This window comes from Cyanobium gracile UHCC 0281, from assembly GCF_034931305.1.
GTDB classification, from domain to species: domain Bacteria; phylum Cyanobacteriota; class Cyanobacteriia; order PCC-6307; family Cyanobiaceae; genus Cyanobium; species Cyanobium gracile_A.
In genome coordinates this window covers 21,144-47,210 of the sequence record NZ_JAYGHY010000005.1, presented here as the reverse complement: position 1 = coordinate 47,210, position 26,067 = coordinate 21,144, and the positions used below count along the sequence as shown (strand labels likewise).

Genomic DNA, 26,067 nt, shown 5'->3' with positions numbered 1-26,067 from the left:
GATGCAGAAAGCTGGTTTCACGATTCTGCATGACTGGTCTGAGACGACAGCGTGGTACCATCTGCCCCATCCCAGGCACTGGAGCGGTCGATGGAATCCCTGGCCGACTATTTCAAGGTGTTCTCCGAACCCAACCGCCTGACCGTGCTCGAGACCCTGCGTCCGGGCCCGCTGAATGTCACGGCCGTTGTCGAGAAGACCGGCCTCAGCCAGGCCCTGGTCTCCAAGCATCTCAAGCTGCTCACGATCGCCGGCGTGGTGCGACGCCGGCCCGAAGGAAGCCTGGTGTTCTATGAAGTGATCGACAAGGGCGTCTTCCAGCTCCTGGTTCAGGCCAAGAAACTGATGCTCGCCTCCCGCCGCCAGCAACTCGATGCCCTTGCGGCCATCCTCTGACCTCCCCGCCGATCTGGACGCCCTCAAACAGGCCCTCGCCGCAGGCCGACGCGACTTCGCCGGCCTGCGGCTGGGGGATCTCGATGGGGTGGCGCTGGATCTGGGGGACTGCGACCTGCACGGCGGCTGCTTCAAGGAGTCGCGGTTCGGCCATGCCCGGCTGGCGGGGGCGAACGTGGAGGGCGCCTGCTTCCAGCAGGCCCTGCTGTGGGGGGCCGATCTCTCCGCCCTGAAGGCCGGCGGCTCCTTCTGGCACGACGCCGACCTATCGGCGGCGCGGCTGCAGGGGGCCGATTTCAGCGCCGCCCTGATGCACCGCTGCTGCCTGCGGGGCGTGCTGGCCGCCCACAGCCTCTGGCGGTCCACCCGGCTGGTGGAGGCCGACTTCCGCAGCGCTCTCGACCAGCGCACCGACCTCGGCGGGGCCGATTTCCAGGGGGCCGATCTCAGCTTCGCCCTGCTGCAGGGCGTCCAACTGCAGGGAAGTGATCTTCGCGGCGCCTGTCTCTACGGCGCCAACATGGAAGGCGCCGATCTACGCGAGGCCGACCTGAGCGGCTGTGACCTGCGGGACACCGATCTCCGGGACGCCATGCTGGATGGCACCCTGCTCCACGACGCCCTGCTGCCATGACCGACTGCTTCGATCTGATCGTCCTGGGGGCGGGTTCCGGTGGCCTGGCCGCCGCCAAACGGGCGGCCTCCTACGGGGCCTCGGTGGCGATCGTGGAGGGCGATCGGGTGGGAGGCACCTGCGTGATCCGCGGCTGTGTGCCCAAGAAGCTGCTGGTCTACGGCTCGGCCTACCGGCACCTGCTGGCCGATGCGGCCAGCTACGGCTGGCAGCTGGATGGCTTCCGGCCTGATGCCTCGGTGCTGCTCGCCAACGTGCGCCGCGAAGTGGACCGGCTCAATGAGCTGCATATCGGCCTGCTGGAGAAGGCGGGCGTCGAGCTGGTGCGGGGCTGGGGCCGCTTCGCCGATCCCCACCACATCGAGGTGGTCCCTGGATCCAGCACCAGCCGACGGCTCAAGGGGGACCGGATTCTGATCGCCGCCGGCGGCCGCCCGCACCGGCCCGTGCTCCCAGGGGCCGAACTGGGCTGGGTGAGCGACGACATGTTCCTGCAGGAGCGATTCCCCGACCAGGTGGTGGTGGTGGGCGCCGGCTTCATCGCCTGTGAATTCGCCTGCATCCTGCATGGCCTGGGCGTGGCGGTGACCCTGCTGGTGCGTGGCGATCACCTGCTGCGGGGCTTCGATCGGGAGGCCTCCGCGGCGGTGCAGGAGGCCATGGAGGCCGAAGGCATCGAGATCCGCTTCGCCCACAGCCCCGCCGCCATCACCGGCGTGCCCGGAGCCCTGGAGGTCGTCACCCAGAGCGGTGAGGTGCTCCCCTGTGGCGGTGTTCTGCTGGCCACCGGCCGTCGGCCCTTCCTCGAAGGGCTGCAGCTGGAGTCGGCCGGGGTGGCGGTGGAAGGCCACCGCATCCCGGTGGATGCCGACCAGACCACCAACGTGCCCCACATCCATGCCGTCGGCGACGTGACCGACCGGGTCAACCTGACGCCGGTGGCGGTGGATGAAGGCCGCGCCTTCGCCGACACGGTGTACGGAAATAAGCCCCGACAGGTGAACCACGACCTGGTGGCCAGTGCCGTGTTCAGTCAGCCGGAACTGGCCGGGGTGGGGCTGAGCGAGGAAGCGGCGATCGAACGCTTCGGCACCGATGGCATCCGCGTGCACCGGGCCCGCTTTCGGCCCATGGCCCAGGCCCTGCCGGCCCGTGGCCCCCGGGTGCTGCTGAAACTGATCGTGGAAAAGGCCAGCAACAAGGTGGTGGGCTGCCACATGGTGGGCGAGCACAGCGCCGAGATCATTCAGATGGCGGCGATCGCCATCGGCATGGGGGCCACCAAGGCCGACTTCGACCGGACCATGGCCCTGCACCCCTCGGTGGCCGAGGAGTTCGTCACCATGCCGGGTTGATCGGACACAAGTCGGTCAGAGATCCTCTTCGACGCCTGGCTGGATGGTGCAGTCGGAGAGGGGGTAGCTGACGCAGAGCAGGGCGAAGCCTGCGCCGATCTGCTCATCGTCCAGGAAACTCTGGTCGGACTGGTCAACGCTGCCGGAGAGGATCTTGCCGGCACAGGTGCTGCAGGCCCCGGCCCGGCAGGAGTAGGGCAGATCGATGCCCTGCTCCTCGGCCGCATCGAGGATGTAGGTGTCGTCAGGGCAGGGGAAGGTCTTGCCCCCTTCCAGAGTGATTGTGAAGCTCGCCATGGCGCCGCAGCAGGAATCGCAGGGAATCCTTGGGGAGTCGGGGCCTGGGGGGTGTATCGAGGCGTACAGCGTGCGCGAGTGGGCACAGGGCCGCCTCAGGCGTTTGGTGGCTCCACGGGAAACCCCCAGGCCCGCCGCAGGGCTGGGTCGCTGAGTTCCCAGGCATGCTCACTGGCCACGACGGCGGCCCGCAGCCCATCCCCCTCCAAGCCCCGCTGCCGCCGGCAGAGTTCGAGCCGCTGGCGAAAACACAGGCTCTCCTGCAGCAGCGCTTCTACCCGTTCGGCACCACCGGCACTGGCCAGCATGGTGGGCTGCCGCCCGCAGAGTTCAAGGCTGTCGATGTGCTGCTCCAGCCAGGCGGCCTCGTACTGGAGCATGGCGTCGCTGCAGGCCTCGAGCCGGGTGCCGTAGAGGGCCAGATGCTCTTCAAGGCGGCCCTGGGCCTCACCCCGCTCAGCCGCCGGCAACGGGGTGGAGCGGTCGTGGAGCCGCTGCATGATCTGGCGCAGATAACTCATCGGCGATGGCCTCGAAGCGCGGGCGCGGTCGGTGGGATCAAACGGCAGCCAGGCCCCGTTCGTTGAACATGCCTTCGAACAGCACCGAACTGAGGTAACGCTCGCCGGAATCCGGCAGCACCACCACGATCGTGCGACCCGCGAAGGCCGCCTCCCTGGCCAGCCGCAGCGCGGCCACCGTGGCGGCGCCGCAGGAGATGCCGGCCAGGATTCCCTCCTCCTTCATCAGGCGGCGGGCCATCGTCACCGCCTCCTCGTCGCTGACGGCCTCCACCCGATCGACCAGGCTGAGATCCAGGTTGGCGGGCACGAACCCGGCGCCGATGCCCTGGATCTTGTGGGGGCCAGGCTTGAGGTCCTCGCCGGCGATGGTCTGGCGGATGACGGGGCTGTTGAGCGGCTCCACGGCCACGGACACCAGGGGCTTACCGAGGGTGGTCTTGATGTAGCGGCTGACGCCGGTGATGGTGCCGCCGGTGCCGACGCCCGCCACCAGCGCATCCACAACACCATCGGTGTCCTGCCAGATCTCGGGTCCCGTGGTGTCGTGGTGGATGCGGGGATTGGCCGGATTCATGAACTGCTGCAGCATCACCCAGCGGTCAGGCTCGGACTCCGCCAGCTCCCGGGCCGCGCCGATCGCCCCGCCCATGCCCAGCCGACCTTCGGTGAGAACCAGGTTGGCGCCGTAGGCGGTGAGCAGCTTGCGGCGCTCCAGGCTCATCGTCTCCGGCATCGTGAGGGTGAGGGGGATGCCCCGGGAAGCCGCCACGAACGCCAGGGCGATGCCGGTGTTGCCGCTGGTGGGTTCGATCAGTTCCTTGCCGGGCCCCAGCAGACCATCCTTCTCGGCCTGCCAGATCATCGCGGCGCCGATGCGGCACTTGACCGAATAGGCCGGGTTGCGGCCCTCGATCTTGGCGAGCACCCGCGCCCCGCATCCCTCCGTGACGCGATGCAGCTCCACCAGCGGGGTCTGCCCGATGCTGAGGCTGTTATCGGCATGGATGGGGCTCATGGCGCTCCCTCTGGATCCGGTCCATGGGCACCTTAGTCAGCGCCCGCTCGCCGGGGACTGTCAAGCAGCTGCGGCACGTGGTGCCGGCGACATCGGCCCATACGATCGGCTTCAGCCATAGAACGTTGCCAGGGGTGAAGACACCGATCCCCGGGATCCATGGGCCCGTCGCCCTGCTGCTGCTGTTGCTCTCCATCGCCGTGGTGACCGTGGTGCTCGACCGGGGCCGCTACTGGTGGCACTGGTGGCGCACCCGGGCCTCCCGCCGGCAGCAGTGGGAGCGGCTGCTGGCGGACCAGGGGGCGCCGGCCGCAGGGCGGAAGCTGGAGGACTGGGACCTGGAGATGCGCTTCGGTGAACCGCTGCTGCAGGCCGCCGTCGTGCTGGCCCCTTTGCTGGGGCTGGTGGGCACCGTGCTCGGTCTGATGCAGGTGCTCGCCAGCCTCGGCCCCCAGCTGCTGCTGCCGGCGGGCGCCAACCTGGCCGGGTTCGGCCAGGTGCTGCTGAGCACGGCCATCGGGCTGATCCTCAGCCTGATCGCCAGCACCGGCCTGGTCGCGAACCAGTGGCTGCGGCGCAGCCAGTGCCTGCGGCTGCAGCGCCTCGGCCGTGCCTGGCTCCCCCCGGCATGACCTACGCCCTTGCTGCGCTTGTGGGGCTGACCGTGCTGCTGTGCGGATCGGTCGCCGCCCTGGCCGACCTGGCCCGGGAGCGCCAGCCGCGGCTGCGCCCCCAGGGCGGACAGGCCCTCACCGGGGCCCTGTGGATCGTGCAGGCGCCGGAGGATCGCTGGTTCGTCAACGGGGAGCCGGTGTCCCGCCGCCGGCTGCCGGGGCTGCTGGCCTCCCAGCCAGAGCGCACCGAGATCCGTTTCCTGCCGGCGGCCACGTTGCCCCTGGGGCAGGTGAGCCGCTCCCTCGCCCAACTGCGCACGATCAGTCCCCGGCCGGTGGTGCTGACCTTGCCCCAGAAGCAACCATGAACCCTGAAGCCGATCCCAACCCTGTCTGGGGGCCATCGCTGGACGCCCTGGCCCTCGGGGCGATGGCGACGGGCCTGACGCTGCTGACCCTGGCGCTGATCCTGGTTCCGCAGCGGCTGGCCCAGCGGCCGGCGAGCCAGGGGATCGTCAGCCTGCGCCTTGCCGCCGACGGGCAGGTGCGGCTGTGGAACCAGCCGGTCCCCAGGGAGCAGCTGATCCCCGTTCTGCAACGGCTCGAAGCTGGCCAGGGCCGCCCCACCCTGCGGTTGGTTCCCGACCGCGACGTGCCCTGGGGGGCCGTGCAGCAGCTGATGGGGCGGCTGGGCCGCACGGACCTGCCCCTGGAACTGCAACTGCCATGAAAGCCAGCCTGTCCTTCCCCCGTTGGCGCCGCCTCCAGCTCCCCCTGCTGGTGGCCCTGGCCCTGAACGGGCTGCTGCTGCTGCTGCCGGCCCTGCGCCCCGCCCAGCGTTCTGTGGCCAGCAGAGCCGCCATCCCGGCGGACGACACCCCCGAGCTGCTGCGCTTCAGCCGCCAGCAGGCCCGGGAGCCGGCCCTGCCCCTGCTGGCCCTGCCTTCCCTGAGCTCCCTGCCGCCTCCACCGCCGACGGATCTGCCGCCCGAACCCCGCGCCGGGGCAGCCAGTCGCCGGCGTGGCACGGACGCCCACAGGGTCCGGACCCAGGACCGGGTGGCGAGCGCCACGGCGGCGGAGCGGGAGGCCGCCCAGGACCGTCCCCTCTCCAGGGCCGGCGCGGAACCCACCGCGGTCAGCACCTTGCTCGCCCTGGCCCTGCAGGCCCGGCCCCTCGAGGCGTCCGAAGCCACAGCCCTGGCGGGTCTGTGGGAGCAGGCAACGGCCACACGGGAGTCTCCCGAGGGGATGGTCGTGCCGGCAGAGGGCGTGGAATGGCGGCGGTTGCCCCTGGCCAAAGCGCGCGCCGCCGGGCTGCCCGTCCGTGATCCCCTCGCCGTCCTCTCCGGCGACAAGCTGCTGCTGCTGTGGCCGGAGGGGACAGCGCTCTGGATGCTGGCCGCCGCAGGCGAAAGCAAAACGGTCAGCGCTACCCCCTGAACCACGTCAGGCCTCTGGTCGCCCTACCGGTCCAGAACGGCCAGAGCCTGAAACAGGCGCCGCAGGGCCTCGTCCAGATCCGGGCCATCGAGCATGCCGTAGCTGAGCCGCAGCTGGCCGAGGCCGTTGGCCGCCGGCAGGCCGAAGCTGTCGCCGGGCAGGGCCGCCACCCCGTGTCCCAGCACCAGGTGCCGCATCAGTGACTCCCCATCGAGGGCACAGGGGAACCGCAGCAGGCCATAGAAGGCCCCATCCGGGGGACCCAGCAGCTCCACCGCCAGTCCGCCGTCCCTGGCCGCCGCCACCGCGGCCAGCAACTGCCGGCGCCGCTGGCCGAGGGCCTCGACATGGGGGCGGCACCAGGCGGGTCCGGCCTCCAGGGCCGCCAGCGCCGCCCGCTGGCTCACCTGGGGCGGGCAGATCAGCACCGTGTCCTGGACCTTGGCCAGGGCCCCCATCAGCTGGCGCGGGACCGCCGCGTAACCCACCCGCCAGCCCGCCATGCCATAGGCCTTGGAGAGGGAGAACAGAGACACCGTGTGGCCGCCGCTGCCGGGCAACCGGCCAGGACTTGCATGGGGCACCGAGCCATGGACGAAATCGGCATAGGCCTCGTCGCTCACATGCACCAGCCCATGGCGGTGGCAGAGGTTGTTGATGGCCGCCAACACCTCCGGCGGCGTCACCAGGCCGCTGGGGTTGTTGGGGGAGATGGTCACGATGGCGCGGCTGCGGGGGGTGATCGCCGCCGCCAGCCGGTCGGGATCGGGCACCAGCCCCGCCGCCACCGGCACGGGCACACCGCCGGCCAGGCGGATCGCCATGGCGTGGTTGAAATAGAACGGCAGGGGCAGCAGCACCTCGTCGCCGGGGTCGCAGAGCACCTGGGCGATGGCGTTGAAGGCCATGTTGCTGCCGGCCGTGACCAGCAGCTCGCTGCCCTCCAGATCCAGGCCGCGCTCCTCGGTGAGCTCCCGCCGCACGGCCTCCAGCACGGCCGGCTCCCCCTGCACCGGCCCGTAGCGATCCAGCCTCCGATCCGTTTCTGCCAGGGCCAGGGCCACGGCCCGGCTCACCCCCGGCGGTGGTGCCCAGTCCACCATGCCCTGGGCCAGGGAGAGGGCTTGCGGGCGCTGGCGCATCAGGGCGCCCACCTGGGCGATGACCGGATCGGCCACCGCCGCCATCCGTCCTGCCGCCTGGGGAAACGCGTCGCCCATCTCAGGCCCCCGCCGGCAGCAGCAGTTCCATCACCGCTCCGCCCTCGGGATGGTTGGCGGCCTGGATGCGGCCGCCGTGGGTGACGGCGATCTGTTGGACGATCGCCAGGCCCAGGCCGCTGCCGCCACGGTCGCTGCGCACCCGGGAGGGATCGCCGCGGTAGAAGCGCTCGAACATGTGCTCCAGGTCGTCCTCGCTGAGGCCGGGGCCCTCATCGCGGATGGTCAGCAGACACCACCCCGCCGCCGCTTCGATCTCCACCCGCACCGTGCCCCCGTCCGGGCTGTAGCGCAGGGCGTTGTCGAGCAGGTTGAGCACGGCCCGGTGCAGCCGCGAGCCATCGCCCATCACGCCCAGGGGGGACTCCGCCGCCAGCTCCAGGCGAATGCCACGGCGCTCGGCCAGGGGGCGCAGACCCAGCCACACCTGCTGCACCAGCTGGGGCAGATCGACACGGCTGCGCAGGCGCACCCCCTCCGGGAGGGTGTTCTCCAGCCGGGAGAGTTCCAGCAGATCGCCGACGAGCCGCTGCAACCGCAGCAGCTCCCGCTGCAGCCGTTCCACCAGCACGGCATTGGCGTCATTGACGTGGGCGGACAGGCTGTCCCCCACCAGCAGCAGGGCCGTGAGGGGCGTCTTGAGTTCGTGGGCCACATCGCTCACCCAGCGCTCCTGTTGCTCCAGTTGGGCTTCGAGTGAACGACGGCTCTGGAGCATCACCGCCACCCAGCCGCCATCGCCGGGCAGGACCACCACGGCCAGCTGCTGGTCGCCCGGCTCCCAGTCGAGCCGTTGGGGGCGCTCCCGCCGGCGGGCGTTGCGAATCCCCTCCAGCAGCTCGGCAGAACGGCAGACCCTCTCGAGCGGCTCCTGACGACGCAGTCCGGCCCCGGGAACATCCAGCAGCCGTTCGGCCCGCAGGTTGATCAACTGGATGCGATCGACCCCATCGAGAATCAACCAGCCATCGGGGGCTTCGCCGATCCAGCGCAGCAGCTGGGGCAACGAAAGCCCGGAGAGGCCCTGGCCGGGGGGGCGGCGGCGGCGCCCCAGCAGCCAACCCAGGGCAAGCCCGAGCAGCCCGGCCAGCAGCACCCCCATTCAGCCGAAGCGGTAGCCGAAGCCCCGGACGGTGATCAGATGCTCGGGGGCCGAAGGATTGGCCTCCAGCTTTTCGCGCAACCAGCGAATGTGCACGTCGACGGTCTTGCTGTCGCCGAAGTAGTCGTAGCCCCAGACCCGCTCCAGCAGCTTGTCGCGACTCCAGACGCGGCGGGGGTTTTGCATGAACAGCTCCAGCAGCCGGTATTCCTTGGGCGAAAGATTCACCTCGAGGCCATCGCGGGTGACCCGGCATTCCTCAGGAAAGAGGCTGAGGTTGGCGTGCTGAAACACCTTGGCGGTCACCTCCACGGAGCGGCTGCGGCGCATCAGGGCGCGGCAGCGGGCCACCAGCTCGCGCAGGCCGAAGGGCTTGATCAGGTAGTCGTCGGCACCCACCTCCAACCCCAGCACCCGGTCGGTCTCGCTGTCGCGGGCACTGACCACGAGGATGGGGGTCTGGTTGCCGGCGGAACGCAGCTGGCGGCAGAGATCGAGCCCCCCCAGGCCCGGCAGCATCAGATCCAGGACCACCAGGGAAAACTCCTCTCCCGGCGGGCGCTCCTGCAGGGTGCGAAGAGCCTCGCGGCCGTTACCGCAGGCCGTGACCGAGAACCCCTCTAAGACAAGGACGTCGCGGATCGTCTCTCGGATCGTGTCGTCGTCCTCGACGACCAGGAGGGGGGGATGCATGCCGGCATTATCGGCGTCGGCGGGGGGCAGATCCCAGAACTGTCTCAACGGCGTGGCAGATAGCTGACCACCAGGCGGCGCTGGCCGTCCAGTTGCAACCAGCCTTCATCGCGCAGGGCGCCGATCACGCGGGTGACGGTGACGCGGGTGGTGGCCAGGGCACTGGCCACCTCCTGGTGGGTCAGGCGCAGGTTGAGGCGCAGGCCCGATTCGCAGGGCTGGCCGTATTCGCTGGCCAGGAGTTCAAGAAAACCGCGCACCCGTTCATCGACGCGCTTGAGCCCCATCAGGGCCAGCAAGGCCTGGCTCTGCTGGATGCGCAGTCCGAGGGCCTCGAGCATGGCCACGGCCAGGGCACCGTCCTGGCGGATCTCAGCGCAGCTCAGGCAGAGCAGGTCGGTGTCGACCAGGGTGGTGGCGGAGTAGGCCTCGACGCCATTGAGGGGATCGCCGAAGGGTTCGTTGGGGCCGGCCAGCCCAAGCAGCATGTCGTCGCCGTGAATCGTGATGGCACTGAGCTTCACCATGCCACGAACCACCAGCCAGACGTTGTTCTTCAGCAGCGGCACATTGCTGCCGGCACTGACATGAACCAGACTGCGTTTCTGGTAATTAGCTTCGAGAAGATCGCGGAATCCATCCTTGCTACCGGATTCACGGGAGGGCGTGAATACCATCGGGAAAAGCGCGTCGGATGCAGCGAACTGTATGCAGCGACACCCAGCAAACGAGCAAAGAGCTGGTAGTGCTTTGGTTAAGAGCTCGGTAAGGCCAGGGCCGACAGATCCGATTCGGGGTGGCTGCCAGAGGGACTGTCGGAGTGCCGCTCCATCCAGAGGGCCGTCGACAGGCTGCGGCGCCGCTCGGGCAGCATCAGTCCATCGGCCCGGTGCCGCCACTGCTCCCAGCAGCCCTGGGCCCTGCGGTGCAACAGGGCCTCCAGCGCCGGCAGGCTCCTGGCCAGTCCGGACGGCAACTGGTCATCGATCGCCCGCTCCAGAACATGGAGATCGTTGAGTTCCCCGAGCAGCTCCTGCAGATCCCTCAGTTCCACCACCCAGTGCCGGCAGCGTGAGCCGGTGACGGCCCCCAGGTTCTCAAGGCCATAACGGGCCGTCTTGAGTCGCTTGCGCAGGTCGTGGACCCGTTCCATGTCCCCCTGCTGCTCAAGGATGAACCAGCCGGGGTGCTGGAACAACCCGGCAATCATCGGGGTCTGCCACTCCAGGGTCCACCCCAGCAGCGGCAGCTCCCCCAGCGGCGTGAGGTCGGGATGGCGCAGCCAGCCCTGCAGCTGGGAGAGCAGCTTCAGATAGCCACCGCTCTGGAGGGTGCTGACCACCTGCTCATAGGCCAGGGCCCGCTCGCGCCGCAGCTGTTTCAGCACGGGCTTGAGGGCCTTCCGCTCCGCCTCGGGCAGCTCGGGCATCAGATCCTTCTCGAGCCGTTCCTTCAGCACATCCAGGTCCCGTGCCATGCCGAGCCGTCGCACCGTCTTGGCCAGACGGGGGTCTGCAACGGCCTTGGGCAGCTGCAGGGCGGGGGCGAACTGATGCAGGCAGGTGCGCAGACGCCGCAACGCCACCCGCATCTGATGCAGGGGTTCGGGATCGCTGTCGGCCAGCACGGGCCCCTGCAGCGACACCAGCTTGTCGGTGAAGCGGGCGATCAGATCGACGGCGAACGCTCCATTGCTGGAGGCGTGATCATCGTGCGGGCTGGCCATGGGAAGGGCCAAAGGCCTCAGCGGGGTGATTTCGAGCGGATGTCCTCAAAGCTGCGTCGGATCGCCTGACTGATCGTGAGCCCAATGGGCAGATCACCGCCGAAGGAGGTACCGAGCAGGTGCCGATAAAGTTTGGATTCAACGATACGGTAAGTATCAGCAGGCAAGGGGATGGCGCCGGCCTGCTCCGTAAATCGCAACCCTCGCTGCACCGTGAAGGTGACGAAGCGGCGCACCTCGGGCCGATCTCGCATGTCCTTGTCGTTCACGTACACGAACAGTGGACGCGACAGGGGCTGGTAGCGCTCGCGCTGCACAGTGTTCACCGATGGCAGCCAGGCGCCACGCGGGCCGGCGACTTCGAGCGCCTTCAGCTTGCCGGCCTGACTGCGGTAGTATGAAAAACCGAAATAGCCCAGGGCCTGGGGATTTTTCTCAACACAACGGACAAGAACGTTATCGTCTTCGCTCGAGGTGTAATCGGTGCGGGAGTTGCGCGAATCGCCGTTGATGGCCTTGTTGAAGTAATCGAAGGTTCCTGAGTCGCCCCCCGGGCCACAGAGGTTGATCGGCCGATCCGGCCAGGCGGCATTGACTTGCTTCCAGCGCTTGATCCGACCCTGCGCCTTGCGGTTCCAGAGGGTGGAGAGCTCGGCCGTGCTGATGCGGCTGGCCCAGGTGTTGCGGGGATGGACCACCACGGAGATGGCATCAAAGGCCAGCGGCAGCTCAATGAAGCGAACTCCCTTGGCGGCACAGGCCTTGAGTTCCCTGGAGTTGATCGGACGGGACGCATTGCTGATCGGGATTTCCCCTCGGCAGAAGCGGCGCAGGCCGCCCGTGCTACCCGTTTCCTTCAGAGCGATGGACACCGGCTGACCACCCTGACGGTCCTGGAAGGCCTTGGCGGCCTCTTCCATGATCGGGAACACGGTGCTCGATCCCTCGATGCGAACCACCGGAGCCGTCCCCGTCTGGGCAAGGGCCGGCACCGGTGCCAGGGAGGGCGCCAGCCAGGCGCCGAGGAGGACACCGAGGCCGCTGCAGACCATCACACCCCTCGACAGAACTGTCGCCGGCAGCTTCAGGACCATGGTTCGAGACCAGCGAAGGAGGGGCGCTGCGCCGATCCTGCACCAGCAAGCCGAGGGGTTGGGTTAAGGACAGATTGTGGCTGCCAGCTCAGCCCTGCCCGGTCCAATCCTGGAACCAGCCCCGCCGCCACAGCCACCAGCCCTGCACCGTGGCGATCAGAAGCATCAGCAGCATGACAAAGACGTAACCATGGCGCCATTTCAGCTCGGGCATGAACTCGAAGTTCATGCCGTAGACGCCGACGATGAACGTGAGCGGTGCGAAGATGCTGGTGAGGATGGTGAGGGTCTTCATCACCTGGTTCATCCTGTTGCCGACGCTGGCCGCATAGGACTGGGTGATGGCATCGCACTGACCCCGCAGCGACCCGCAGGCCTCGAACAGCTGGTCGACGAGCTCGGCCATGTCCCGGAAGCCCTCCAGGGCCTCGGTGCCCAGCAGCCGCTGCCGTTGGCGGAGCAGCAGGCGGATCTGGTGGCGCAGGGGCCAGATCAAGGTGCGAATGATGCGCAGATTGCTCCTGAATTCATAGGAGCGGCGCAGGATCAGGGGGCGGGGATTGCGCAGGGAGGATTCCTCCAGCGCATCGAGCCGCTGGGACATCGCCTCCAGCATCGGGAACAGATCATCGAGCAGGTCATCGATGACAAAGTGCAGGATGTCATCCAGGTCCCTGTCGGCGATTGACCCCGACTTGGACAACAGCCATTCGGTGAGATCCGGGAAGGGATCCCCGCCGCACCCCTCCTCCAGGGTGATCAGCAGGCCGGGCAGCAGCACCAGGCCCACCTGTTCACTGACCAGATGGGCCGGGTCCTTGGCGAAGCTGAGCCGGTGCAGCACCACCAGCAGCACATCTTCCAGTCCATTCACCTGGGGCCGCTGGGGCACCTCGAGCAGAGGGGCCAGCAACACCGCCGGTACCTCGAGGCGATCGAGCAGCTGCTGGATGTAGCGGCGGTCCCCGAGACCCTGCAAACGCAGCCAGAGCGGAGTGCCCGTCTGGCGCAGGCTGGCCAGCTGCTCGATGGCGGGGGTGGGGGTCCGCACCGGTCCGGACTCCAGGAACAGCACCGCATCGGCCCGGGTGGGCCCGAGCCCGCCATGGACATAGAGATGGGTGGGCAGACCCGCCGGACGCTGCTCCAGGCGCTGGGAGTTCAGCGCCCCTGGGGTGAGTCGCACCACGGGGGTTGCGGTTGTTGCGACGATTCAACCGCAGATGGCAGGCCATGGATATGGCCGGCGCGGGAGGGTCTGGGGGGTGGCCGGAGCCCTTTACGGAGCCTTAAGCCAGGCTGGCTAGCCTGACGGCCTCATCAAGATGAAGCGTTGACGAACCAGCCCTCCACCGGACCGATCCACCCCGAACTCGGCCGGCAGGAGAGCGATGTCAGGTCTCCGATGGAAGCCCATAGCAGCTATCGCGGCCACGACTGGAGCCCGGAGCGGCTGATGTTTCATCAGAATCTGGAGTCTTTCGCCGACCAGGTGGGGTTGATCGTGGGCCTTCAGGCCAACGGCAAGATGAGCCAGGACGAGGCCTACGCGAAAATCAAGAAGATCTGGAAAGGGCTCAAATTCACCCGCGACTCGCTGTTCGACGACGCCACGAAGAGCTGAGACGTCTCCCTGTTCCCGCGGCGACGCGGAGATTGTGATGGCGCTCACGGCAGCGGGTCGTCGGCTTCACCGTTGCTCCGGAACGCCAGGCCGGTGAGCTTGGTCTTGCTGGGATCACCGGTGCTGCGGGCCACGATCCCCTCCAACACCGTCTCGGTGCTCCAGAGGCAGGGCACGTGCGCCGCGGTGCAGATCCGCAGGATCTCCTCCTGAATCGGAGCCAGGGCCTCCCAGCCGCATTCGATCGCCAGATCGCCCCGGGCGATCATCACCCCCACCGGGGCTGCGTGGCCCATGGCCGCGAGCAGCAGCCGGGGCAGGTTGAGAAAGGCCTGGCGGGTGTTGATCGTCAGCAGCAGCGCCAGATCAGTCCGGCCGCGATCCTCCAGGCACTGGCGCAGGGTCTGGAGGTCGGAATCCCTGTGCACGCCGGAGCAGCCGATCAAGTCGGCGTGCCGAGCCACGAACGCCAGGTCATCGATGTCCTTGGCGCTCAGCGCCGGCGTGCGCCGATCACTGTCGGGGAGATTGATCCCCCTGTCGGAGCCCAGCCGGCTGCCCCTGGCACGGGCTGCGGTGACCTCGAGCACCACCTCCTGGGGCGCCACGCCCCGGATCACGCCGCCGATGCGGCCAGCGTCGAAGAGCACCCGTTCGCCGAGCCGCAGGTCGAAGAACACCTCCGGCAGGGTGCAGGGAAGGGTGCCCGCGCCCCGGTCCGGCTCCGGCGTCAGGCGGAGGGCGTCGCCCGGGCGCAGCAGCCGTTCGCCGCTCACCGGGGCCAGCGGACCCACAAGCAGCCGGGCTTTGCCGTGCCGCTGGCGGAACACCAGGCCGGCCACGAAGCGGCAGGTCCTGCCGGCCCGCAGCAACAGGCCATCGGGGAGACGCCGCAGCACGGTGAGGGTGCGCCGGCGGCCGGAGGCATCGTGCCCCCGCAACCGATCACCCGGCCGCAGCCGCTTCGCCTTCGACAGCCGCGCCGGCAGCAGCACAACGTCGGGATCCTGCGGCGCAGGCGTGGCTCCCGGCGGCACCGCCAGGATCCGCACCGGCTGGGTGGCGCGTCCCATCCGGTCGCGGGGGGGACGGGCACGGATCACGGCGGGCTGGGGGGCCAGCTGACCGGTGCGCAGCTTCGGCCCCGCCAGGTCCATGGCGATCGCGCAGGGGCGGCCGGCGGCCGCCCGGGTCTGGGTGATCCCCTCCACCATCCGGCCCCAGACCTCGGGGTCGCCATGGGCGCAGTCGATGCGGGCGATGGTCATCCCCGCCTGCAGCAGATCGGCGATCAGGGCAGGCCGCTCAGCCGCCTCCGCCGGCAGGGTGACCATGAGTCCGGCGCCCCCCGGGGCGGCCACGGCCCCGAACAACCGCTCGCCCTGGCGCTGCAGGACATCGGGGTCGCCCAGCGGGGCCGGGGTCGCCGCCATGGGCCCCAGACCCTCGAGCGCTTCGAGGGCGGTGATCACCGCCTCGAGGCTGGAGAGCAGATGGGTGTCGCCATCGGTGAGGGGACAGAGCCCCCGCAGGCGCAGCGCCTTCGGCAGGTCCGGATGGGCGTGGCGATGGAAGGCCATGACCTGCAGCAGGTTGCGGGCACTGTCCCGGTGGTTGGCATGAAGGGCCGCCAAGCAGGTGGCCTCCTCCACGTCAACGCGCTCCAGGGTGGCCCTCAGGGCGCGCAAGGTGTCGAGCAGCCAGCCGTCCGGGGCGGGCCTGGGGTCCTTCATGGCTGCGGGCCCTCCCTCGGGCCGGGCTCCCCGGGAAAGGGGAACGGAGTGGGGGCCACCCCTGGCTGGGCTGCGGGGTCGGGAATGGAACTCTGGCGGGCTCCCTCATCATCCCAAGACGACCGCGAAGCTCCGTTCCCAGCTGATCCTTACCCGTCCGCCTGCATGGTGTCTGATCCAGGCGTCATCCATGACATCCCCCTCCCAAGGCGCCGTGACGCCATGTGGCTTCTGGCCTAGGTCAGGAACTCCAGGACAGTCGCAGCAGGGGAGGTGATCGTCCGCTCAGACGACGCGGGCGCCTCCGTCTTCGGCCTCCTGGCCAGGGACGTCCAGATCGACTGGGCTGAAGCCCAGCCCCCAAGAAGGCCAAACGCCGCAATGACGCTGCAGACTTGCGGCATTGGCGCGCCTTCGATGGGACTCCCCGAACCCGGCACCTATGGCGATCCCCAGCGCAACGGCCTGAGGGCGAAGGATCTCTACGACGCCGTGGTCGAGCATCTCTTCTATTCGATCGGCAGGCGGGTGCCGGGGGCCGATCGCCACGATCTCTACATGGCGCTCAGCTACGCCGTGCGCGACCGGCTGATGACCCGCTACCTGGCGGGGCTTGATGCCGTCGGCACCAGCCCCAGCCGCATGGTGGCCTACCTGTCGGCCGAATTCCTGATCGGTCCCCAGCTCGGCAACAACCTGCTGATGCTCGGCATCCAGCAGGAGGCCGCCGAGGCCCTCAAGCCGTTCGGCATCAACGACATCGACGACATCCTCCACGTGGAAACGGAGCCGGGCCTGGGGAACGGCGGCCTCGGCCGCCTCGCCGCCTGTTTCCTCGAATCCCTCGCCTCCCTCGAGATCCCCGCCACCGGCTACGGCATCCGCTACGAGTTCGGCATCTTCGACCAGCTGATCCGCGACGGCTGGCAGGTGGAGATCACCGATAAGTGGCTCAAGGCCGGCTGGCCCTGGGAGATCCCCCACCCCGACCAGGCCTGTTTCGTGGGCTTCGGCGGCCACACCGAGAGCCACCGCGACCAACACGGCGCCTACCGGGTGCGCTGGATCCCCGCCGAGCACGCCATTGGCATTCCCCACGACGTGCCGGTGCTCGGCTACCGGGTGAACACCTGCAACCGCCTGCGCCTCTGGCGGGCCGAGGCCAACGACTCCTTCGACTTCCAGACCTTCAACCGCGGCGATTACTCCGGGGCCGTGGAAAAGAAGGTGGGCTCGGAGACCCTCTCCAAGGTGCTCTACCCCAACGATGGCACCGATGCCGGACGGCGCCTGCGCCTCAAGCAGCAGCACTTCTTCGTCAGCTGCTCGCTCCAGGACATGATCCGCGGCCTCGATGCCCGCGGCATCCCCGTCCAGGAGTTCCCTGTCCACTGGGCCATCCAGCTCAATGACACCCACCCCTCGATCGCCGTCGCCGAGCTGATGCGGCTGCTCCTCGACGACAAACACCTCGAATGGGAGGCCGCCTGGGCCATCACCACCGCCTGCCTCTCCTACACCAACCACACCCTGCTGCCGGAAGCCCTCGAGACGTGGGGACTGGATCTCTTCGGTTCCTTGCTGCCCCGGCACCTGGAGCTGATCTTCGAGATCAACCGCCGCTTCCTGCAGCAGGTGCGCCTGCGCCACCCCGGCAACGAGGGCTTACTGCAACGCGTCTCGATCATCGATGAAACCGGGGGGAAAGCGGTGCGCATGGCCCATCTGGCCACCATCGCTTCCCACCACGTCAACGGCGTGGCGGCCCTGCACAGCGAACTGGTGAAGCAGGAGCTGTTCCCCGAGTTCGCCGCCCTGTGGCCCAACAAGTTCACCAACGTCACCAATGGCGTGACGCCGCGCCGCTGGCTGGCCCTGGCCCACCCGGCCCTCGATGGCCTCCTGGGCGAGGTCATCGGTCCCGACTGGCCCGTGCGCATGGAGGATGTCCGGCAGCTGGAGGCTTTCCAGCACGACGCCGCCTTCCTGGAGCGCTGGAGCGACTGCAAACGCAGCGGCAAACAACGCCTGGCCGCCTACATCCTGCGCCAGAACGCCCTGGCCATCGACCCCGACAGCCTCTTCGACGTGCAGGTGAAACGCATTCACGAGTACAAGCGCCAGCACCTCAACGCCCTGCAGGTGATCGCCCTGTACCTGCGCATCAAGAACGGCGACACCCACGGTCTGGTGCCCCGCACGGTGATCTTTGCCGGCAAGGCCGCCCCGGGTTATGCCATGGCCAAGCTGATCATCCGCTTCATCAACGGCATCGCCGAGGTCGTCAATGCCGACCCGACGGTGAATCAGCTGCTGCGGGTCGTCTTCCTGGCGGATTACAACGTCAAGCTGAGCGAGAGGGTGTACCCAGCCGCCGACCTCTCGGAGCAGATCTCCACCGCCGGGCTGGAAGCCTCCGGCACCGGCAACATGAAATTCATGATGAACGGGGCCCTCACCATCGGCACCCTCGATGGCGCCAACGTCGAGATCCGCGAGGAGGTGGGGGACAGCAACTTCTTCCTCTTCGGCCATACCGCCGAGGGCATCGCCCGCCTCCACCGCGACGGCTATCGGCCCTGGGAGCGGATCGCCGCCATGCCGCTGCTCCAGGAGGTCCTCGGGCTGATCGGCCAGGGCCACTTCAGCCGAGGGGACAGGGACCTGTTCCAGCCCCTGCTGAACAACCTCAGCGGCCCGGACCCCTTCTGCGTCGTCGCGGATTTCGAGGACTACCTGCGGGCCCAGCAGACCGTCGCCTCGACCTGGGCCGACCGCCGCCGTTGGAGCCGCATGACGCTGCTCAACACGGCCCGGAGCGCCTACTTCTCCTCCGACCGCGCCATCGCCGAGTACGCCGAGGGGATCTGGGAGGTGAAACCGGTGCCGGTGGCGATGAGATCCCTGATCGAAGCCTGAGCCGATGGCTCAACTCAGGGGGTCACCCCCGGCATGAAGCGCCGTTCATGGTCGAATCCCTTGAGCATGCGGTTCCAGTAGAGGCAGGGCAGCACGTCCTTCTTGACCACCCACATGCTCCAGCGCTCCTTGGTGGGATCAAGCGGGAAGGAGGGCACGGGCTGTCCTTCGTAGTTGAATTCGGCCATGATCACGCGGCCGTAGCCGGTGATCAGCGGACAGCAGGCATAGCCGTCGTAGCGGGCGGCCAGGGGCTGGCCATCGAGGTGGGCCAGCAGGTTGGCCACCAGCACCGGGGCCTGGCCCCGCACCGCAGCGGCGGTCTTGGAGTTGGGCAACGACGACACGTCGCCCAGGGAGAAGACGTTGGGATGGCGCACGTGCTGGGTGGTGAACTTGTCCACCTCCACCCAGCCGCCGGGTCCGTCCACCGCCAGGGGGCTGGTGGCCACCACGTCCGGGGCCGCCATCGGCGGCGTGACGTGCAGCATCCCGTAAGGAAGCACCTCCTCCCGCACCGTGTCCCCGTCCTTGACGGCGAACACCGCCTCCTTGCTGGCGGCGCGGACCTCCTTGAGGGTGTGGAGGTAACGGGGTTCGATGCCCCGGCGCGCCACCACCTGGCGCAGGGGCTCGGCGAAGGCCGGGATGCCAAAGATGCCCGGTGTGGCGGTGGCGAAGATCACCCTGGTCGCCGCCGCCACCGCCGCCGAGCGCTTGAAGACGTCGTCGGCCAGGTACATGATCTTCTGCGGCGCGCCGGCGCATTTGATCGGCGTGTCCGGGAAGGTGAAGATCGCGTTGCCGCCGGTGAAGCCCTGGATCGTCTTCCAGGTGTAGTCGACCAGATCCTTGGAATAGTTGCTGGTGACGCCGCCTGAGCCCAGCGCCTCCGGCAGACCCTTGATCCGGTCCCAGCAGAGCTTGATGCCGGTGGCCACCACCAGCACGTCGTAGTGGAGCGTTTCGCCATCGGTGCAGGCCACGGTGCCGGCCACCGGATCGAAACCGGCGGCGGCGGCGCGGATCCAGCGCACCCCCTCCGGAATCAGAGCGGCTTCGTCGCGGCGGGTCTGCTCCAGGGTGAAGACCCCACCGCCCACCAGGGTCCAGCCCGGTTGGTAGTAGTGGTCGGCAGAGGGCTCGAGGATGGCGATCTCCAGGCCCGGCCGCGCCCGCTTGAGCTGGCTGGCCACGGTGAGGCCCCCAGCCCCTCCGCCGACGATCAGGATCTGGTGATGGGCCATGGAATGGAGATCGAACGCGGAGGGCCGGGCAACGGCGATGAAAACATGGCACGCCCTCTTGCCTGTGAGGCACCCGGGCAACACAGCGAAGGTATCGAGAACCGGCTCGGGACGGTGTTGCTGAACGTACGTCACAACGTTGGAACAGGCCTGAAGCCCTCCGGGGCTGCAACGTGGCTAAGACGCCTGCATGGCGTCCCATTCCCACCACGACCACCCGCACCGTGGGGCCCCGAGGGCCTTCTTCTGGGGGGTGGTGCTCAACAGCGGCCTCTCGGGGCTGCAGCTGGCGATCGGCATCGGCTTCGGCTCCCTGGCCCTGATCGGCGATGCGATTCACAACCTCGGTGACGTGGCCGGCCTGCTGTTCGGCTGGGGAGCCGAACGGCTCAGCGCTCGCCCGGCCACGGCCCGCTTCACCTACGGCTTCGGCCGCAGCACCCAGCTGGCCTCGCTGATGAACGCGGCCCTGATCCTGATGGCGGCCGGGGTGGTGATCGTCGAAGGGGTGCAGCGGCTGATCGATCCGGTGCCGGTGGTCAGCGGCCCGGTGGCCTGGGCGGCCGCGGCCGGCATCGTGGTCAACCTGCTGTCGGCCCGCCTGTTCGGCAGCGGTCATCACCACGATCTGAACCGGCGGGCGGCGGTGGTGCACCTGCTCACCGATGCGGCCGTCTCGGCCGCGGTGCTGGTCAGCGCCCTGCTGGTGGGGCTGGTGGGCTGGCTGTGGCTCGATGCCGTCACCGCCATCGGTGTGGGGCTGGCCGTGGCCTGGAGTGGCTGGGAGCTGCTGGGGGAGGCCCTCAGCGCCTCCCTCGACGCCGTGCCACGGGACATCAACCTGGCCGAGGTGGAGGCAGCCCTGCGCAGCCTGTCCGGCGTGGAGAACGTGCACCATCTGCACGTCTGGGGCATGAGCACCTCCCGGACCGCCCTGACAGCCCACCTGGTCCGCCCCGTCGGTGGCGGGGACGACGGGGAGCTGCTGCAGCTGGCCCAGCAACGGCTGGCCGACCTGGGCATCACCCACAGCACGATCCAGATCGAACCGCCCGGGGGCTGCTCGGAGACCCCGATCAGCCGTCCTGGGGGAGCCGGCTCGCCTTCTTGTCCTGCTCCAACACCTGCTCCACCAGGATCTTGAGCAGCAACGACACGATCGCCACGCCCCCCAGCACCATCGCCGCCCCGAAGGCCAGCTCGGTCTGGTAGTTCTTGTAGGCGTCTTCCACGAACAGAGGCAGGGTCTGGGTCTGGCCCTCGATGTTGCCGCTGACCACCGCCACCGCGCCGAACTCCCCAAGGGCCCGGGCCGTGGTGAGGATCAGGCCGTAGAGGGCGGCCCAGCGCACCGAGGGGAGCGTCACTTTCCAGAACACCTGCCAGTTGGTGGCCCCCAGGGTGCGGGCCGCCTCCTCCTGCTCCCAGCCCTCCTCCTCCAGCAAGGGGATCACCTCCCGGGCCATGAAGGGGAAGGTGACGATGATCGTCGCCAGCACGATGCCGGGCCAGGAGAAGATGATTTTCCAGCCCAGGCTCTCCACCACACCCCCCAGCAACCCCTGGGTGGGGCTGTAGAGCAGCACCAGCATCAGGCCCACCACCACCGGCGAGATCGAGAAGGGCAGGTCGATGACGCTGAGCAGCAACGCCTTGCCGCGGAACTGACGCCGGGCGATGGCGGTGGCCGCGGCCAGGCCGAAGATGACGTTGCAGGGCACGGCCACGGCGGTGGCGAACAGGGTGAGCCGCAGGGCGGAAAGCAGTTCGTGGGACTGGAAATTCTCCAGGAAGGGGCCCAGCCCCTTGGCGAAGGCTGAGGCCACCACGCTCAGGGCCGGCAGCAGGATCACCACCCCCACGTACAGGCAGGCGATCAGCGGAATCAGGATCGCCGGCAGATCAAGGCCTTTACGGCGTGAACGTTGGCCTGGCGCAGGGCTGGGCCGCGGGCTCTCCAGGCTGGGAACGACGATGGTCATGGCGAAAGAATCAACGCAACGGAAGCTGGAGGGGAATCAGGCCGAATCGCCCTGGTAGCGCTGGCCCCAGACCTGCAGTAGGTTGATCACCAGCAGGCTGAGCAGGGAAAAGATCAACATCACCGAACCGATCACGGTGGCGGCCTCGAAGTCGTACTCCTCGAGCTTCTGAATGATCAGGGTGGGGGTGATCAGGTCACGGAAGGGCACGTTGCTGGAGATCATCACCACCGAGCCGTATTCGCCCACGGCCCGGCTGTAGCCCTGGGCCACCCCGCCGAGGATCGCCGGCAGCAGCTGGGGCAGCACCACCCGCACGGTGGTCTGCAGGGGCGTGGCCCCCAGACACCAGGAGGCTTCCTCCTGCTCCTTCTCCAGGGAACGCAGCACCGGCTCCACCGTCCGCACCACGAAGGGCAACGAAATGAACACCATCGCCACCATCACCCCGGGGGCGGCGAAGGCCACCTTGAGGCCGAAGGCCTCGTTCAGCGGTTGCCCCAGCCAGCCGTTGGTGCTGTACACGGCCGTGAGCGCCAACCCGGCCACGGCGGTGGGCAGGGCGAAGGGCAGATCGATCAGCGCATCCAGCAGCCGCTGGCCCGGGAAGCGGCTGCGCACCAGGGCCCAGGCCACCACCAGCCCGAACACGCCGTTGATCACACTGGCCACAAAGGCAAGGCCGAAGCTGACCTTGTAGGTGGCGAGGGCCTCCGGGGTGGTGGCCATCTCCCAGAACCCGACGGGCCCCACCCGGGCGGCCTTGAGCAGCATCGCCCCCAGGGGCAGGAACAGGATCAGGCCCAGGTAGGTCCAGGTGAGGCGCCAGGGCCAGCTGGGCAGGCTTAGGACAGGCGGGCGCCAGCGGCGCAACGGGGCGGGGGTCATCGGGGGCGCCGGATCGGCGGGGTGGCGCTGACCGTATCATCCTAAAGAACGGTTTGGCGGTGTGTTTACCGGTATAGTCCGTTTCCCCCACTCACCCAGTCCGTCCCGATGGGCATTCGCGTCGCCAACGTCAGCAAGAGCTTCGGCGACTTCCGCGCCGCCGACGACGTCAGCGTCGACGTGGACAGCGGCTCCCTGGTGGCCCTGCTGGGGCCGTCCGGATCTGGCAAGAGCACCCTGCTGCGCCTGATCGCCGGGCTGGAGGCGGCCGATGCCGGTCGCATCTGGATCACCGGCGAGGAGGCCACCCAACGCTCGGTGCAGGAGCGCCAGGTGGGCTTCGTGTTCCAGCATTTCGCCCTGTTCAAGCACCGCAACGTGCGTCGCAACGTGGCCTTCGGCCTCGAGCTGCGTCGCTGGAAGCCCGAGGCCATCCGCCGCCGGGTGGACGAGCTGCTCGACCTTGTCCACCTGCGGGGCTACGGCGGCCGCTTTCCCTCCCAGCTCTCCGGCGGCCAGCGCCAGCGGGTGGCCCTGGCCCGGGCCCTGGCGGTGCAGCCCCGGGTGCTGCTGCTCGATGAACCTTTCAGCGCCCTCGATGCCAAGGTGCGCAAGGAGCTGCGCGCCTGGCTGCGCAACCTCCACGACGAGATGCACGTCACCACCGTGATCGTCACCCACGACCAGGAGGAGGCCATGGAAGTGGCCGACCGCATCGTGGTCATGAACGAAGGGCGGGTGGAGCAGATCGGCACCCCGGCCGAGATCTACGACCATCCCGCCTCCCCCTTCGTGATGAGCTTCGTGGGGGCCGTCAACGAACTGCCCAGCGGCTCCCTGCCCGTGCGGCGCGATGCCGTCCCACCGCTGCCGGCAGACGGCCGGATCTTCGTGCGCCCCCACCACGTGCAGGTGCATGTCACCCCCCAGCCGGGCACCGTGCCGGCCCGCCTGCGGCGCCTCACCCACATGGGCCGCGACCTGCAGGCAGAACTGGTGCTCGACACCGAAGACGTGGTGGTGGCCCAGTTCCCCCGGGAAGAGGTCGACGTCGCCACCCTGAAGCCCGGCGACCGACTGCATGTGATCAGTTGCCAGGCCCACGCCTTCCAGCCGGACTACTCGATCTGAGCCGCCAGTCGGGCATCGGCGAGGTCCTGGGCGACGGCGAGGCGCTCAGGGGAGGCTGACCATCAGGTCGGTGTCACTCACCTGGTGCAGCAGGCCGAGGCGCTTGAAATGGTTGAGGGTCTTGGTGACCGTCACCCGGGTGAGGCCGCAGATCTCTGCCAGGGCCTGATGGGTGAGGTTCATGTCCCGCAGGGAGAGGCGGTAGCCCCGGCTGCTGACCTGGCCGAAGCGGATGCCGATCCAGCGCAGCAGCCGCAGCAGCCGCGAGTCGGCGCCGCGGACCCGGTTGATTTCGAACAGTTCTTCGGTGTTGCGGATCTGGTGGTGCAGGAAGGCCAGGATCTCGGCCTCGCTGGGATGGCCCTGCTCCACCACGACGGTGGACAGGCACTGGATCTCCACTGGCCGCAGGGCCGAGTAGGCATTGGTCACCCAGTCGCCCGGGCCCCAGAGACCCAGGGTGAAGGACTCCCCGTCCTCGTCGTGGGACGCGGTGCGCATGTAGCCGTCCTGGATTCTCCAGTGCAGCCCATCGGGCAGGACGTCACGGGGCAGGAGCGTGAGGCGGAGGGCCTGGGGTGGGCGCGAGGTGGTCATGGCCGCAGGAACGAAGGAATGGGTACGGGGTCATCGGGGCAGAGCAAACGGCCAGCGATCGGCTGGCAACAGACATTCGCCGACAACAGCACATGGGGCGCCTGCGGGGGCACCAGAACCATACTTCACATTTCCAATCGGCAATGTGGCCTATTTAACGATCCGGGACGTCCTGCCTCAGATGAAGTACATCGCCTGGGCCTGGGCCAGGTGGTCCCGCTGGTCGAGCAGGTCCTGCAATGTGGTGCCCGAGAGAATCCCCAGGCGGGCCTCCTCCAGCCGCTGCTCCAGCCGGCCCAGCACCTCGAATTCGGGCGTGGCGCCCTCGCCAGCGGAGCGGGGGGCCACGTCCCCCTCCAGACAACTGACGATGGCGTCGACCCGAATCTCCGCCGGCGGCCGGGCCAGCTGGTAGCCCCCCTTCGGGCCGCGGATGCTGCGCAGGATCTGCCCCCGCCGCAGGCTGGCGAGCATCTGCTCGAGGTAGCGGTCGGGGATGCCCTGGCGCTGGGCGATCTCCGCCACCTGCAGCACCCCACCGCGGGCATGGATGGCGGCCAGCTCCATGAGCGAGACGAGGCCGTAGCCGGTTTTCGCGCTGAAGGCCACGGGATTCCACGGTTGTCTGACGGGGATTGTGGCAGCCCCCACCCACCGGGCCCCACCCGTCACGCTCGCCCCAGGCATTGTCATCCGCCCTACATCGCCATGGCAACCGCGTCGATAGCTTTCATCAGTTCATCTATCGGACTACCGTGCTTTATCCGTTCTCCGCCTCGATCCCGCCAGCCGCTCGCCGCCGGTGGCTTCCTGGCCTGGCTGTCGGGCTTGCCCTGGTCGGCTGCAGCCCCCGGCCCGAAGGCCGTGCCGGTGACGGCGCCAGCGCTGCGTCCCAGGAGCTGCTGCTGGTGAGCTACGCCGTGACCAAGGGGGCCTACGACAGGATCCTGCCCAGGTTCGAAGCCGACTGGAAGGCCCGAACCGGCCAGGCCATCAGCGTGAAAACCAGCTATGGCGGCTCCGGCTCCCAGACCCGGGCGATCATCGACGGCCTGGACGCCGACGTGGCCACCCTGGCCCTGGCCGGCGACGTGCTCAAGCTCCAGGAGAACGGTCTGGTGCAGCCCGGCTGGGAGAAGGATCTGCCCGACGGGTCGATCATCACCCACTCGGTGGTGGCTTTCGTCACCCGTGACGGCAATCCCAGAGGCGTTCGCACCTGGGCGGATCTGGCCAAGCCCGGCATCTCCGTGGTGACGGCCAATCCCAAGACCTCCGGCGGCGCCCGCTGGAACTTCCTGGGTCTGTGGGGCTCGATCAGCCAGACCGGGGGCAGCGAGGCCCAGGCGAAGGCCTACGTGGGTTCGGTCTACCGCAATGTGGACAACCTGCCCAAGGACGCCCGCGAGGCCAGTGACGTGTTCCTCAAGCGCGGCCAGGGTGACGTGCTGCTCAATTACGAGAACGAGGCGATCCTGGCGAAACGGAGCGGCGATCTCAAGGCGCCCTTCATCGTGCCTGAGGTCAACATCCGCATCGAGGGCCCGGTGACCGTTGTCGACCGCAACGTGGACCGCAAGGGCACCCGCCAGGCCGCCGAGGCCCTGGCCGCCTACCTGCAAAGCGAACCGGCCCAGGAGATCTTCGCCGAGGAAGGCTTCCGTCCGGTCAGCCCCGGCGTCTGGAGCCGGGTGAAGGGCCGTTTCGCCCCGGTGAAGACACTGTTCTCGGCCGACGACTTCGGCGGCTGGAAGCAGATCAACGCCACCTTCTTCGCCAAGGACGGGGTCTGGGACCAGCTGTTCAGTCGCTCGCGCTGAGCCCGGCGGAGAG

The 26,067-nt window shown here is 68.6% G+C and carries 28 protein-coding genes; 12 read left to right on the top strand and 16 right to left on the bottom strand.

Annotation, left to right across the window (positions count from 1 at the left end):
• Positions 1 to 51 precede the first annotated feature (51 nt).
• Genes VB739_RS02730 through gorA form a run of 3 tightly spaced genes read left to right on the top strand, consistent with a single transcriptional unit; the run spans position 52 to position 2,385 of the window.
• On the top strand, positions 52 to 396 hold the full coding sequence (locus VB739_RS02730) for an ArsR/SmtB family transcription factor (protein WP_416233290.1): 345 nt from the start codon (positions 52 to 54) through the stop codon (positions 394 to 396).
• A complete protein-coding gene (locus VB739_RS02725; protein ID WP_323355600.1) occupies positions 374 to 1,030 on the top strand; it encodes a pentapeptide repeat-containing protein in 657 nt (218 codons plus the stop codon). The genes VB739_RS02730 and VB739_RS02725 overlap by 23 nt, the downstream gene beginning before the upstream one ends.
• On the top strand, positions 1,027 to 2,385 hold the full coding sequence (gene gorA, locus VB739_RS02720) for a glutathione-disulfide reductase (protein WP_323355599.1): 1,359 nt from the start codon (positions 1,027 to 1,029) through the stop codon (positions 2,383 to 2,385). The genes VB739_RS02725 and gorA overlap by 4 nt, the downstream gene beginning before the upstream one ends.
• A gap of 15 nt (positions 2,386 to 2,400) precedes the next feature.
• Here the strand turns inward: gorA and VB739_RS02715 are convergent, their stop codons facing one another.
• The 3 genes from VB739_RS02715 to cysK form a co-directional block, all read right to left on the bottom strand.
• Positions 2,401 to 2,682, bottom strand: coding sequence for a 2Fe-2S iron-sulfur cluster-binding protein (locus VB739_RS02715; protein WP_323355598.1), 282 nt, complete (start codon positions 2,680 to 2,682; stop codon positions 2,401 to 2,403).
• 95 nt (positions 2,683 to 2,777) lie between these two features.
• Entirely contained in the window at positions 2,778 to 3,203 is a 426-nt protein-coding gene (locus VB739_RS02710; RefSeq protein ID WP_323355597.1) for a hypothetical protein, read from the bottom strand.
• A 37-nt stretch (positions 3,204 to 3,240) separates the two neighbouring features.
• Positions 3,241 to 4,221 (bottom strand): cysteine synthase A, encoded by a 981-nt coding sequence (cysK, locus tag VB739_RS02705; RefSeq protein ID WP_323355596.1) that lies wholly within the window; start codon positions 4,219 to 4,221, stop codon positions 3,241 to 3,243.
• A 23-nt stretch (positions 4,222 to 4,244) separates the two neighbouring features.
• Between cysK and VB739_RS02700 the strand changes: the two genes are divergently transcribed.
• The 4 genes from VB739_RS02700 to VB739_RS02685 are packed head-to-tail and all read left to right on the top strand — an operon-like array spanning position 4,245 to position 6,278.
• Positions 4,245 to 4,853: a MotA/TolQ/ExbB proton channel family protein gene (locus VB739_RS02700; RefSeq protein WP_323355595.1), complete on the top strand. Its 609-nt coding sequence runs from the start codon at positions 4,245 to 4,247 to the stop codon at positions 4,851 to 4,853.
• Positions 4,850 to 5,203 carry a hypothetical protein gene (locus tag VB739_RS02695; protein WP_323355594.1) on the top strand — a complete coding sequence of 118 codons (354 nt, stop codon included), beginning with the start codon at positions 4,850 to 4,852 and terminating at the stop codon, positions 5,201 to 5,203. The genes VB739_RS02700 and VB739_RS02695 overlap by 4 nt, the downstream gene beginning before the upstream one ends.
• Positions 5,200 to 5,565, top strand: coding sequence for a hypothetical protein (locus VB739_RS02690; RefSeq protein WP_323355593.1), 366 nt, complete (start codon positions 5,200 to 5,202; stop codon positions 5,563 to 5,565). Before VB739_RS02695 ends, VB739_RS02690 begins: the two co-directional genes overlap by 4 nt.
• Positions 5,562 to 6,278, top strand: coding sequence for a hypothetical protein (locus VB739_RS02685; RefSeq protein WP_323355592.1), 717 nt, complete (start codon positions 5,562 to 5,564; stop codon positions 6,276 to 6,278). Before VB739_RS02690 ends, VB739_RS02685 begins: the two co-directional genes overlap by 4 nt.
• Positions 6,279 to 6,301: 23 nt before the next feature.
• Here the strand turns inward: VB739_RS02685 and VB739_RS02680 are convergent, their stop codons facing one another.
• From VB739_RS02680 to corA, 7 genes are all read right to left on the bottom strand, one after another.
• The gene (locus tag VB739_RS02680) at positions 6,302 to 7,498 is read right to left on the bottom strand and encodes an aminotransferase class I/II-fold pyridoxal phosphate-dependent enzyme (protein WP_323355591.1); all 1,197 of its coding nucleotides are present in this window, start codon (positions 7,496 to 7,498) and stop codon (positions 6,302 to 6,304) included.
• A gap of 1 nt (position 7,499) precedes the next feature.
• Positions 7,500 to 8,600 carry a HAMP domain-containing sensor histidine kinase gene (locus tag VB739_RS02675; RefSeq protein WP_323355590.1) on the bottom strand — a complete coding sequence of 367 codons (1,101 nt, stop codon included), beginning with the start codon at positions 8,598 to 8,600 and terminating at the stop codon, positions 7,500 to 7,502.
• Positions 8,601 to 9,293, bottom strand: coding sequence for a response regulator transcription factor (locus VB739_RS02670; RefSeq protein ID WP_323355589.1), 693 nt, complete (start codon positions 9,291 to 9,293; stop codon positions 8,601 to 8,603).
• 44 nt (positions 9,294 to 9,337) lie between these two features.
• The gene (locus VB739_RS02665; RefSeq protein ID WP_323355588.1) at positions 9,338 to 9,970 is read right to left on the bottom strand and encodes a Crp/Fnr family transcriptional regulator; all 633 of its coding nucleotides are present in this window, start codon (positions 9,968 to 9,970) and stop codon (positions 9,338 to 9,340) included.
• A 77-nt stretch (positions 9,971 to 10,047) separates the two neighbouring features.
• On the bottom strand, positions 10,048 to 11,019 hold the full coding sequence (locus VB739_RS02660; protein ID WP_323355587.1) for a CHAD domain-containing protein: 972 nt from the start codon (positions 11,017 to 11,019) through the stop codon (positions 10,048 to 10,050).
• A 17-nt stretch (positions 11,020 to 11,036) separates the two neighbouring features.
• The gene (locus tag VB739_RS02655; RefSeq protein ID WP_323355586.1) at positions 11,037 to 12,113 is read right to left on the bottom strand and encodes a PstS family phosphate ABC transporter substrate-binding protein; all 1,077 of its coding nucleotides are present in this window, start codon (positions 12,111 to 12,113) and stop codon (positions 11,037 to 11,039) included.
• Between the two features lie 88 nt (positions 12,114 to 12,201).
• Positions 12,202 to 13,299: a magnesium/cobalt transporter CorA gene (gene corA / locus VB739_RS02650; protein ID WP_323355585.1), complete on the bottom strand. Its 1,098-nt coding sequence runs from the start codon at positions 13,297 to 13,299 to the stop codon at positions 12,202 to 12,204.
• 219 nt (positions 13,300 to 13,518) lie between these two features.
• Between corA and VB739_RS02645 the strand changes: the two genes are divergently transcribed.
• Positions 13,519 to 13,737 carry a hypothetical protein gene (locus VB739_RS02645; RefSeq protein ID WP_323355584.1) on the top strand — a complete coding sequence of 73 codons (219 nt, stop codon included), beginning with the start codon at positions 13,519 to 13,521 and terminating at the stop codon, positions 13,735 to 13,737.
• A 44-nt stretch (positions 13,738 to 13,781) separates the two neighbouring features.
• Here the strand turns inward: VB739_RS02645 and VB739_RS02640 are convergent, their stop codons facing one another.
• Positions 13,782 to 15,470, bottom strand: coding sequence for a pyruvate kinase (locus VB739_RS02640; protein WP_323355583.1), 1,689 nt, complete (start codon positions 15,468 to 15,470; stop codon positions 13,782 to 13,784).
• A gap of 417 nt (positions 15,471 to 15,887) precedes the next feature.
• Here VB739_RS02640 and VB739_RS02635 point away from each other — a divergent pair, with 417 nt between their 5' ends.
• A complete protein-coding gene (locus VB739_RS02635) occupies positions 15,888 to 18,389 on the top strand; it encodes a glycogen/starch/alpha-glucan phosphorylase (protein WP_323355582.1) in 2,502 nt (833 codons plus the stop codon).
• Positions 18,390 to 18,403: 14 nt separating this feature from the next.
• Here the strand turns inward: VB739_RS02635 and VB739_RS02630 are convergent, their stop codons facing one another.
• The gene (locus VB739_RS02630; protein WP_323355581.1) at positions 18,404 to 19,636 is read right to left on the bottom strand and encodes an FAD/NAD(P)-binding oxidoreductase; all 1,233 of its coding nucleotides are present in this window, start codon (positions 19,634 to 19,636) and stop codon (positions 18,404 to 18,406) included.
• A gap of 190 nt (positions 19,637 to 19,826) precedes the next feature.
• Here VB739_RS02630 and VB739_RS02625 point away from each other — a divergent pair, with 190 nt between their 5' ends.
• Positions 19,827 to 20,780, top strand: coding sequence for a cation diffusion facilitator family transporter (locus tag VB739_RS02625; RefSeq protein WP_323355580.1), 954 nt, complete (start codon positions 19,827 to 19,829; stop codon positions 20,778 to 20,780).
• On the opposite strand, the gene cysW is transcribed toward VB739_RS02625, so the two are convergent.
• Together cysW and cysT are read right to left on the bottom strand one after the other, a co-directional pair.
• Positions 20,713 to 21,618: a sulfate ABC transporter permease subunit CysW gene (gene cysW, locus VB739_RS02620; protein ID WP_323355579.1), complete on the bottom strand. Its 906-nt coding sequence runs from the start codon at positions 21,616 to 21,618 to the stop codon at positions 20,713 to 20,715. The genes VB739_RS02625 and cysW overlap by 68 nt on opposite strands.
• 36 nt (positions 21,619 to 21,654) lie before the next feature.
• Positions 21,655 to 22,506 carry a sulfate ABC transporter permease subunit CysT gene (cysT, locus tag VB739_RS02615; protein ID WP_323355578.1) on the bottom strand — a complete coding sequence of 284 codons (852 nt, stop codon included), beginning with the start codon at positions 22,504 to 22,506 and terminating at the stop codon, positions 21,655 to 21,657.
• Positions 22,507 to 22,614: 108 nt separating this feature from the next.
• Here cysT and VB739_RS02610 point away from each other — a divergent pair, with 108 nt between their 5' ends.
• On the top strand, positions 22,615 to 23,637 hold the full coding sequence (locus VB739_RS02610; RefSeq protein WP_323355577.1) for a sulfate ABC transporter ATP-binding protein: 1,023 nt from the start codon (positions 22,615 to 22,617) through the stop codon (positions 23,635 to 23,637).
• A 45-nt stretch (positions 23,638 to 23,682) separates the two neighbouring features.
• Here VB739_RS02610 and VB739_RS02605 read toward each other — a convergent pair whose 3' ends face one another.
• Entirely contained in the window at positions 23,683 to 24,234 is a 552-nt protein-coding gene (locus VB739_RS02605; RefSeq protein WP_323355576.1) for a Crp/Fnr family transcriptional regulator, read from the bottom strand.
• Between the two features lie 177 nt (positions 24,235 to 24,411).
• The gene (locus VB739_RS02600) at positions 24,412 to 24,843 is read right to left on the bottom strand and encodes an Rrf2 family transcriptional regulator (RefSeq protein ID WP_323355575.1); all 432 of its coding nucleotides are present in this window, start codon (positions 24,841 to 24,843) and stop codon (positions 24,412 to 24,414) included.
• A gap of 146 nt (positions 24,844 to 24,989) precedes the next feature.
• On the opposite strand from VB739_RS02600, the gene VB739_RS02595 reads away from it, so the two are divergent.
• Positions 24,990 to 26,054 carry a sulfate ABC transporter substrate-binding protein gene (locus VB739_RS02595; protein WP_323355574.1) on the top strand — a complete coding sequence of 355 codons (1,065 nt, stop codon included), beginning with the start codon at positions 24,990 to 24,992 and terminating at the stop codon, positions 26,052 to 26,054.
• Positions 26,055 to 26,067: the final 13 nt, after the last annotated feature.

Coding starts and splice junctions, on each gene's coding strand:
- VB739_RS02725 (WP_323355600.1), top strand. CDS start 374: ATGCCCTTGCGGCCATCCTCTGACCTCCCCGCCGATCTGGACGCCCTC.
- gorA (WP_323355599.1), top strand. CDS start 1,027: ATGACCGACTGCTTCGATCTGATCGTCCTGGGGGCGGGTTCCGGTGGC.
- VB739_RS02715 (WP_323355598.1), bottom strand. CDS start 2,682: ATGGCGAGCTTCACAATCACTCTGGAAGGGGGCAAGACCTTCCCCTGC.
- VB739_RS02710 (WP_323355597.1), bottom strand. CDS start 3,203: ATGAGTTATCTGCGCCAGATCATGCAGCGGCTCCACGACCGCTCCACC.
- cysK (WP_323355596.1), bottom strand. CDS start 4,221: ATGAGCCCCATCCATGCCGATAACAGCCTCAGCATCGGGCAGACCCCG.
- VB739_RS02700 (WP_323355595.1), top strand. CDS start 4,245: ATGGGCACCTTAGTCAGCGCCCGCTCGCCGGGGACTGTCAAGCAGCTG.
- VB739_RS02695 (WP_323355594.1), top strand. CDS start 4,850: ATGACCTACGCCCTTGCTGCGCTTGTGGGGCTGACCGTGCTGCTGTGC.
- VB739_RS02690 (WP_323355593.1), top strand. CDS start 5,200: ATGAACCCTGAAGCCGATCCCAACCCTGTCTGGGGGCCATCGCTGGAC.
- VB739_RS02685 (WP_323355592.1), top strand. CDS start 5,562: ATGAAAGCCAGCCTGTCCTTCCCCCGTTGGCGCCGCCTCCAGCTCCCC.
- VB739_RS02680 (WP_323355591.1), bottom strand. CDS start 7,498: ATGGGCGACGCGTTTCCCCAGGCGGCAGGACGGATGGCGGCGGTGGCC.
- VB739_RS02675 (WP_323355590.1), bottom strand. CDS start 8,600: ATGGGGGTGCTGCTGGCCGGGCTGCTCGGGCTTGCCCTGGGTTGGCTG.
- VB739_RS02670 (WP_323355589.1), bottom strand. CDS start 9,293: ATGCATCCCCCCCTCCTGGTCGTCGAGGACGACGACACGATCCGAGAG.
- VB739_RS02665 (WP_323355588.1), bottom strand. CDS start 9,970: ATGGTATTCACGCCCTCCCGTGAATCCGGTAGCAAGGATGGATTCCGC.
- VB739_RS02660 (WP_323355587.1), bottom strand. CDS start 11,019: ATGGCCAGCCCGCACGATGATCACGCCTCCAGCAATGGAGCGTTCGCC.
- VB739_RS02655 (WP_323355586.1), bottom strand. CDS start 12,113: ATGGTCCTGAAGCTGCCGGCGACAGTTCTGTCGAGGGGTGTGATGGTC.
- VB739_RS02645 (WP_323355584.1), top strand. CDS start 13,519: ATGGAAGCCCATAGCAGCTATCGCGGCCACGACTGGAGCCCGGAGCGG.
- VB739_RS02640 (WP_323355583.1), bottom strand. CDS start 15,470: ATGAAGGACCCCAGGCCCGCCCCGGACGGCTGGCTGCTCGACACCTTG.
- VB739_RS02635 (WP_323355582.1), top strand. CDS start 15,888: ATGGGACTCCCCGAACCCGGCACCTATGGCGATCCCCAGCGCAACGGC.
- VB739_RS02630 (WP_323355581.1), bottom strand. CDS start 19,636: ATGGCCCATCACCAGATCCTGATCGTCGGCGGAGGGGCTGGGGGCCTC.
- VB739_RS02625 (WP_323355580.1), top strand. CDS start 19,827: ATGGCGTCCCATTCCCACCACGACCACCCGCACCGTGGGGCCCCGAGG.
- cysW (WP_323355579.1), bottom strand. CDS start 21,618: ATGACCATCGTCGTTCCCAGCCTGGAGAGCCCGCGGCCCAGCCCTGCG.
- cysT (WP_323355578.1), bottom strand. CDS start 22,506: ATGACCCCCGCCCCGTTGCGCCGCTGGCGCCCGCCTGTCCTAAGCCTG.
- VB739_RS02610 (WP_323355577.1), top strand. CDS start 22,615: ATGGGCATTCGCGTCGCCAACGTCAGCAAGAGCTTCGGCGACTTCCGC.
- VB739_RS02605 (WP_323355576.1), bottom strand. CDS start 24,234: ATGACCACCTCGCGCCCACCCCAGGCCCTCCGCCTCACGCTCCTGCCC.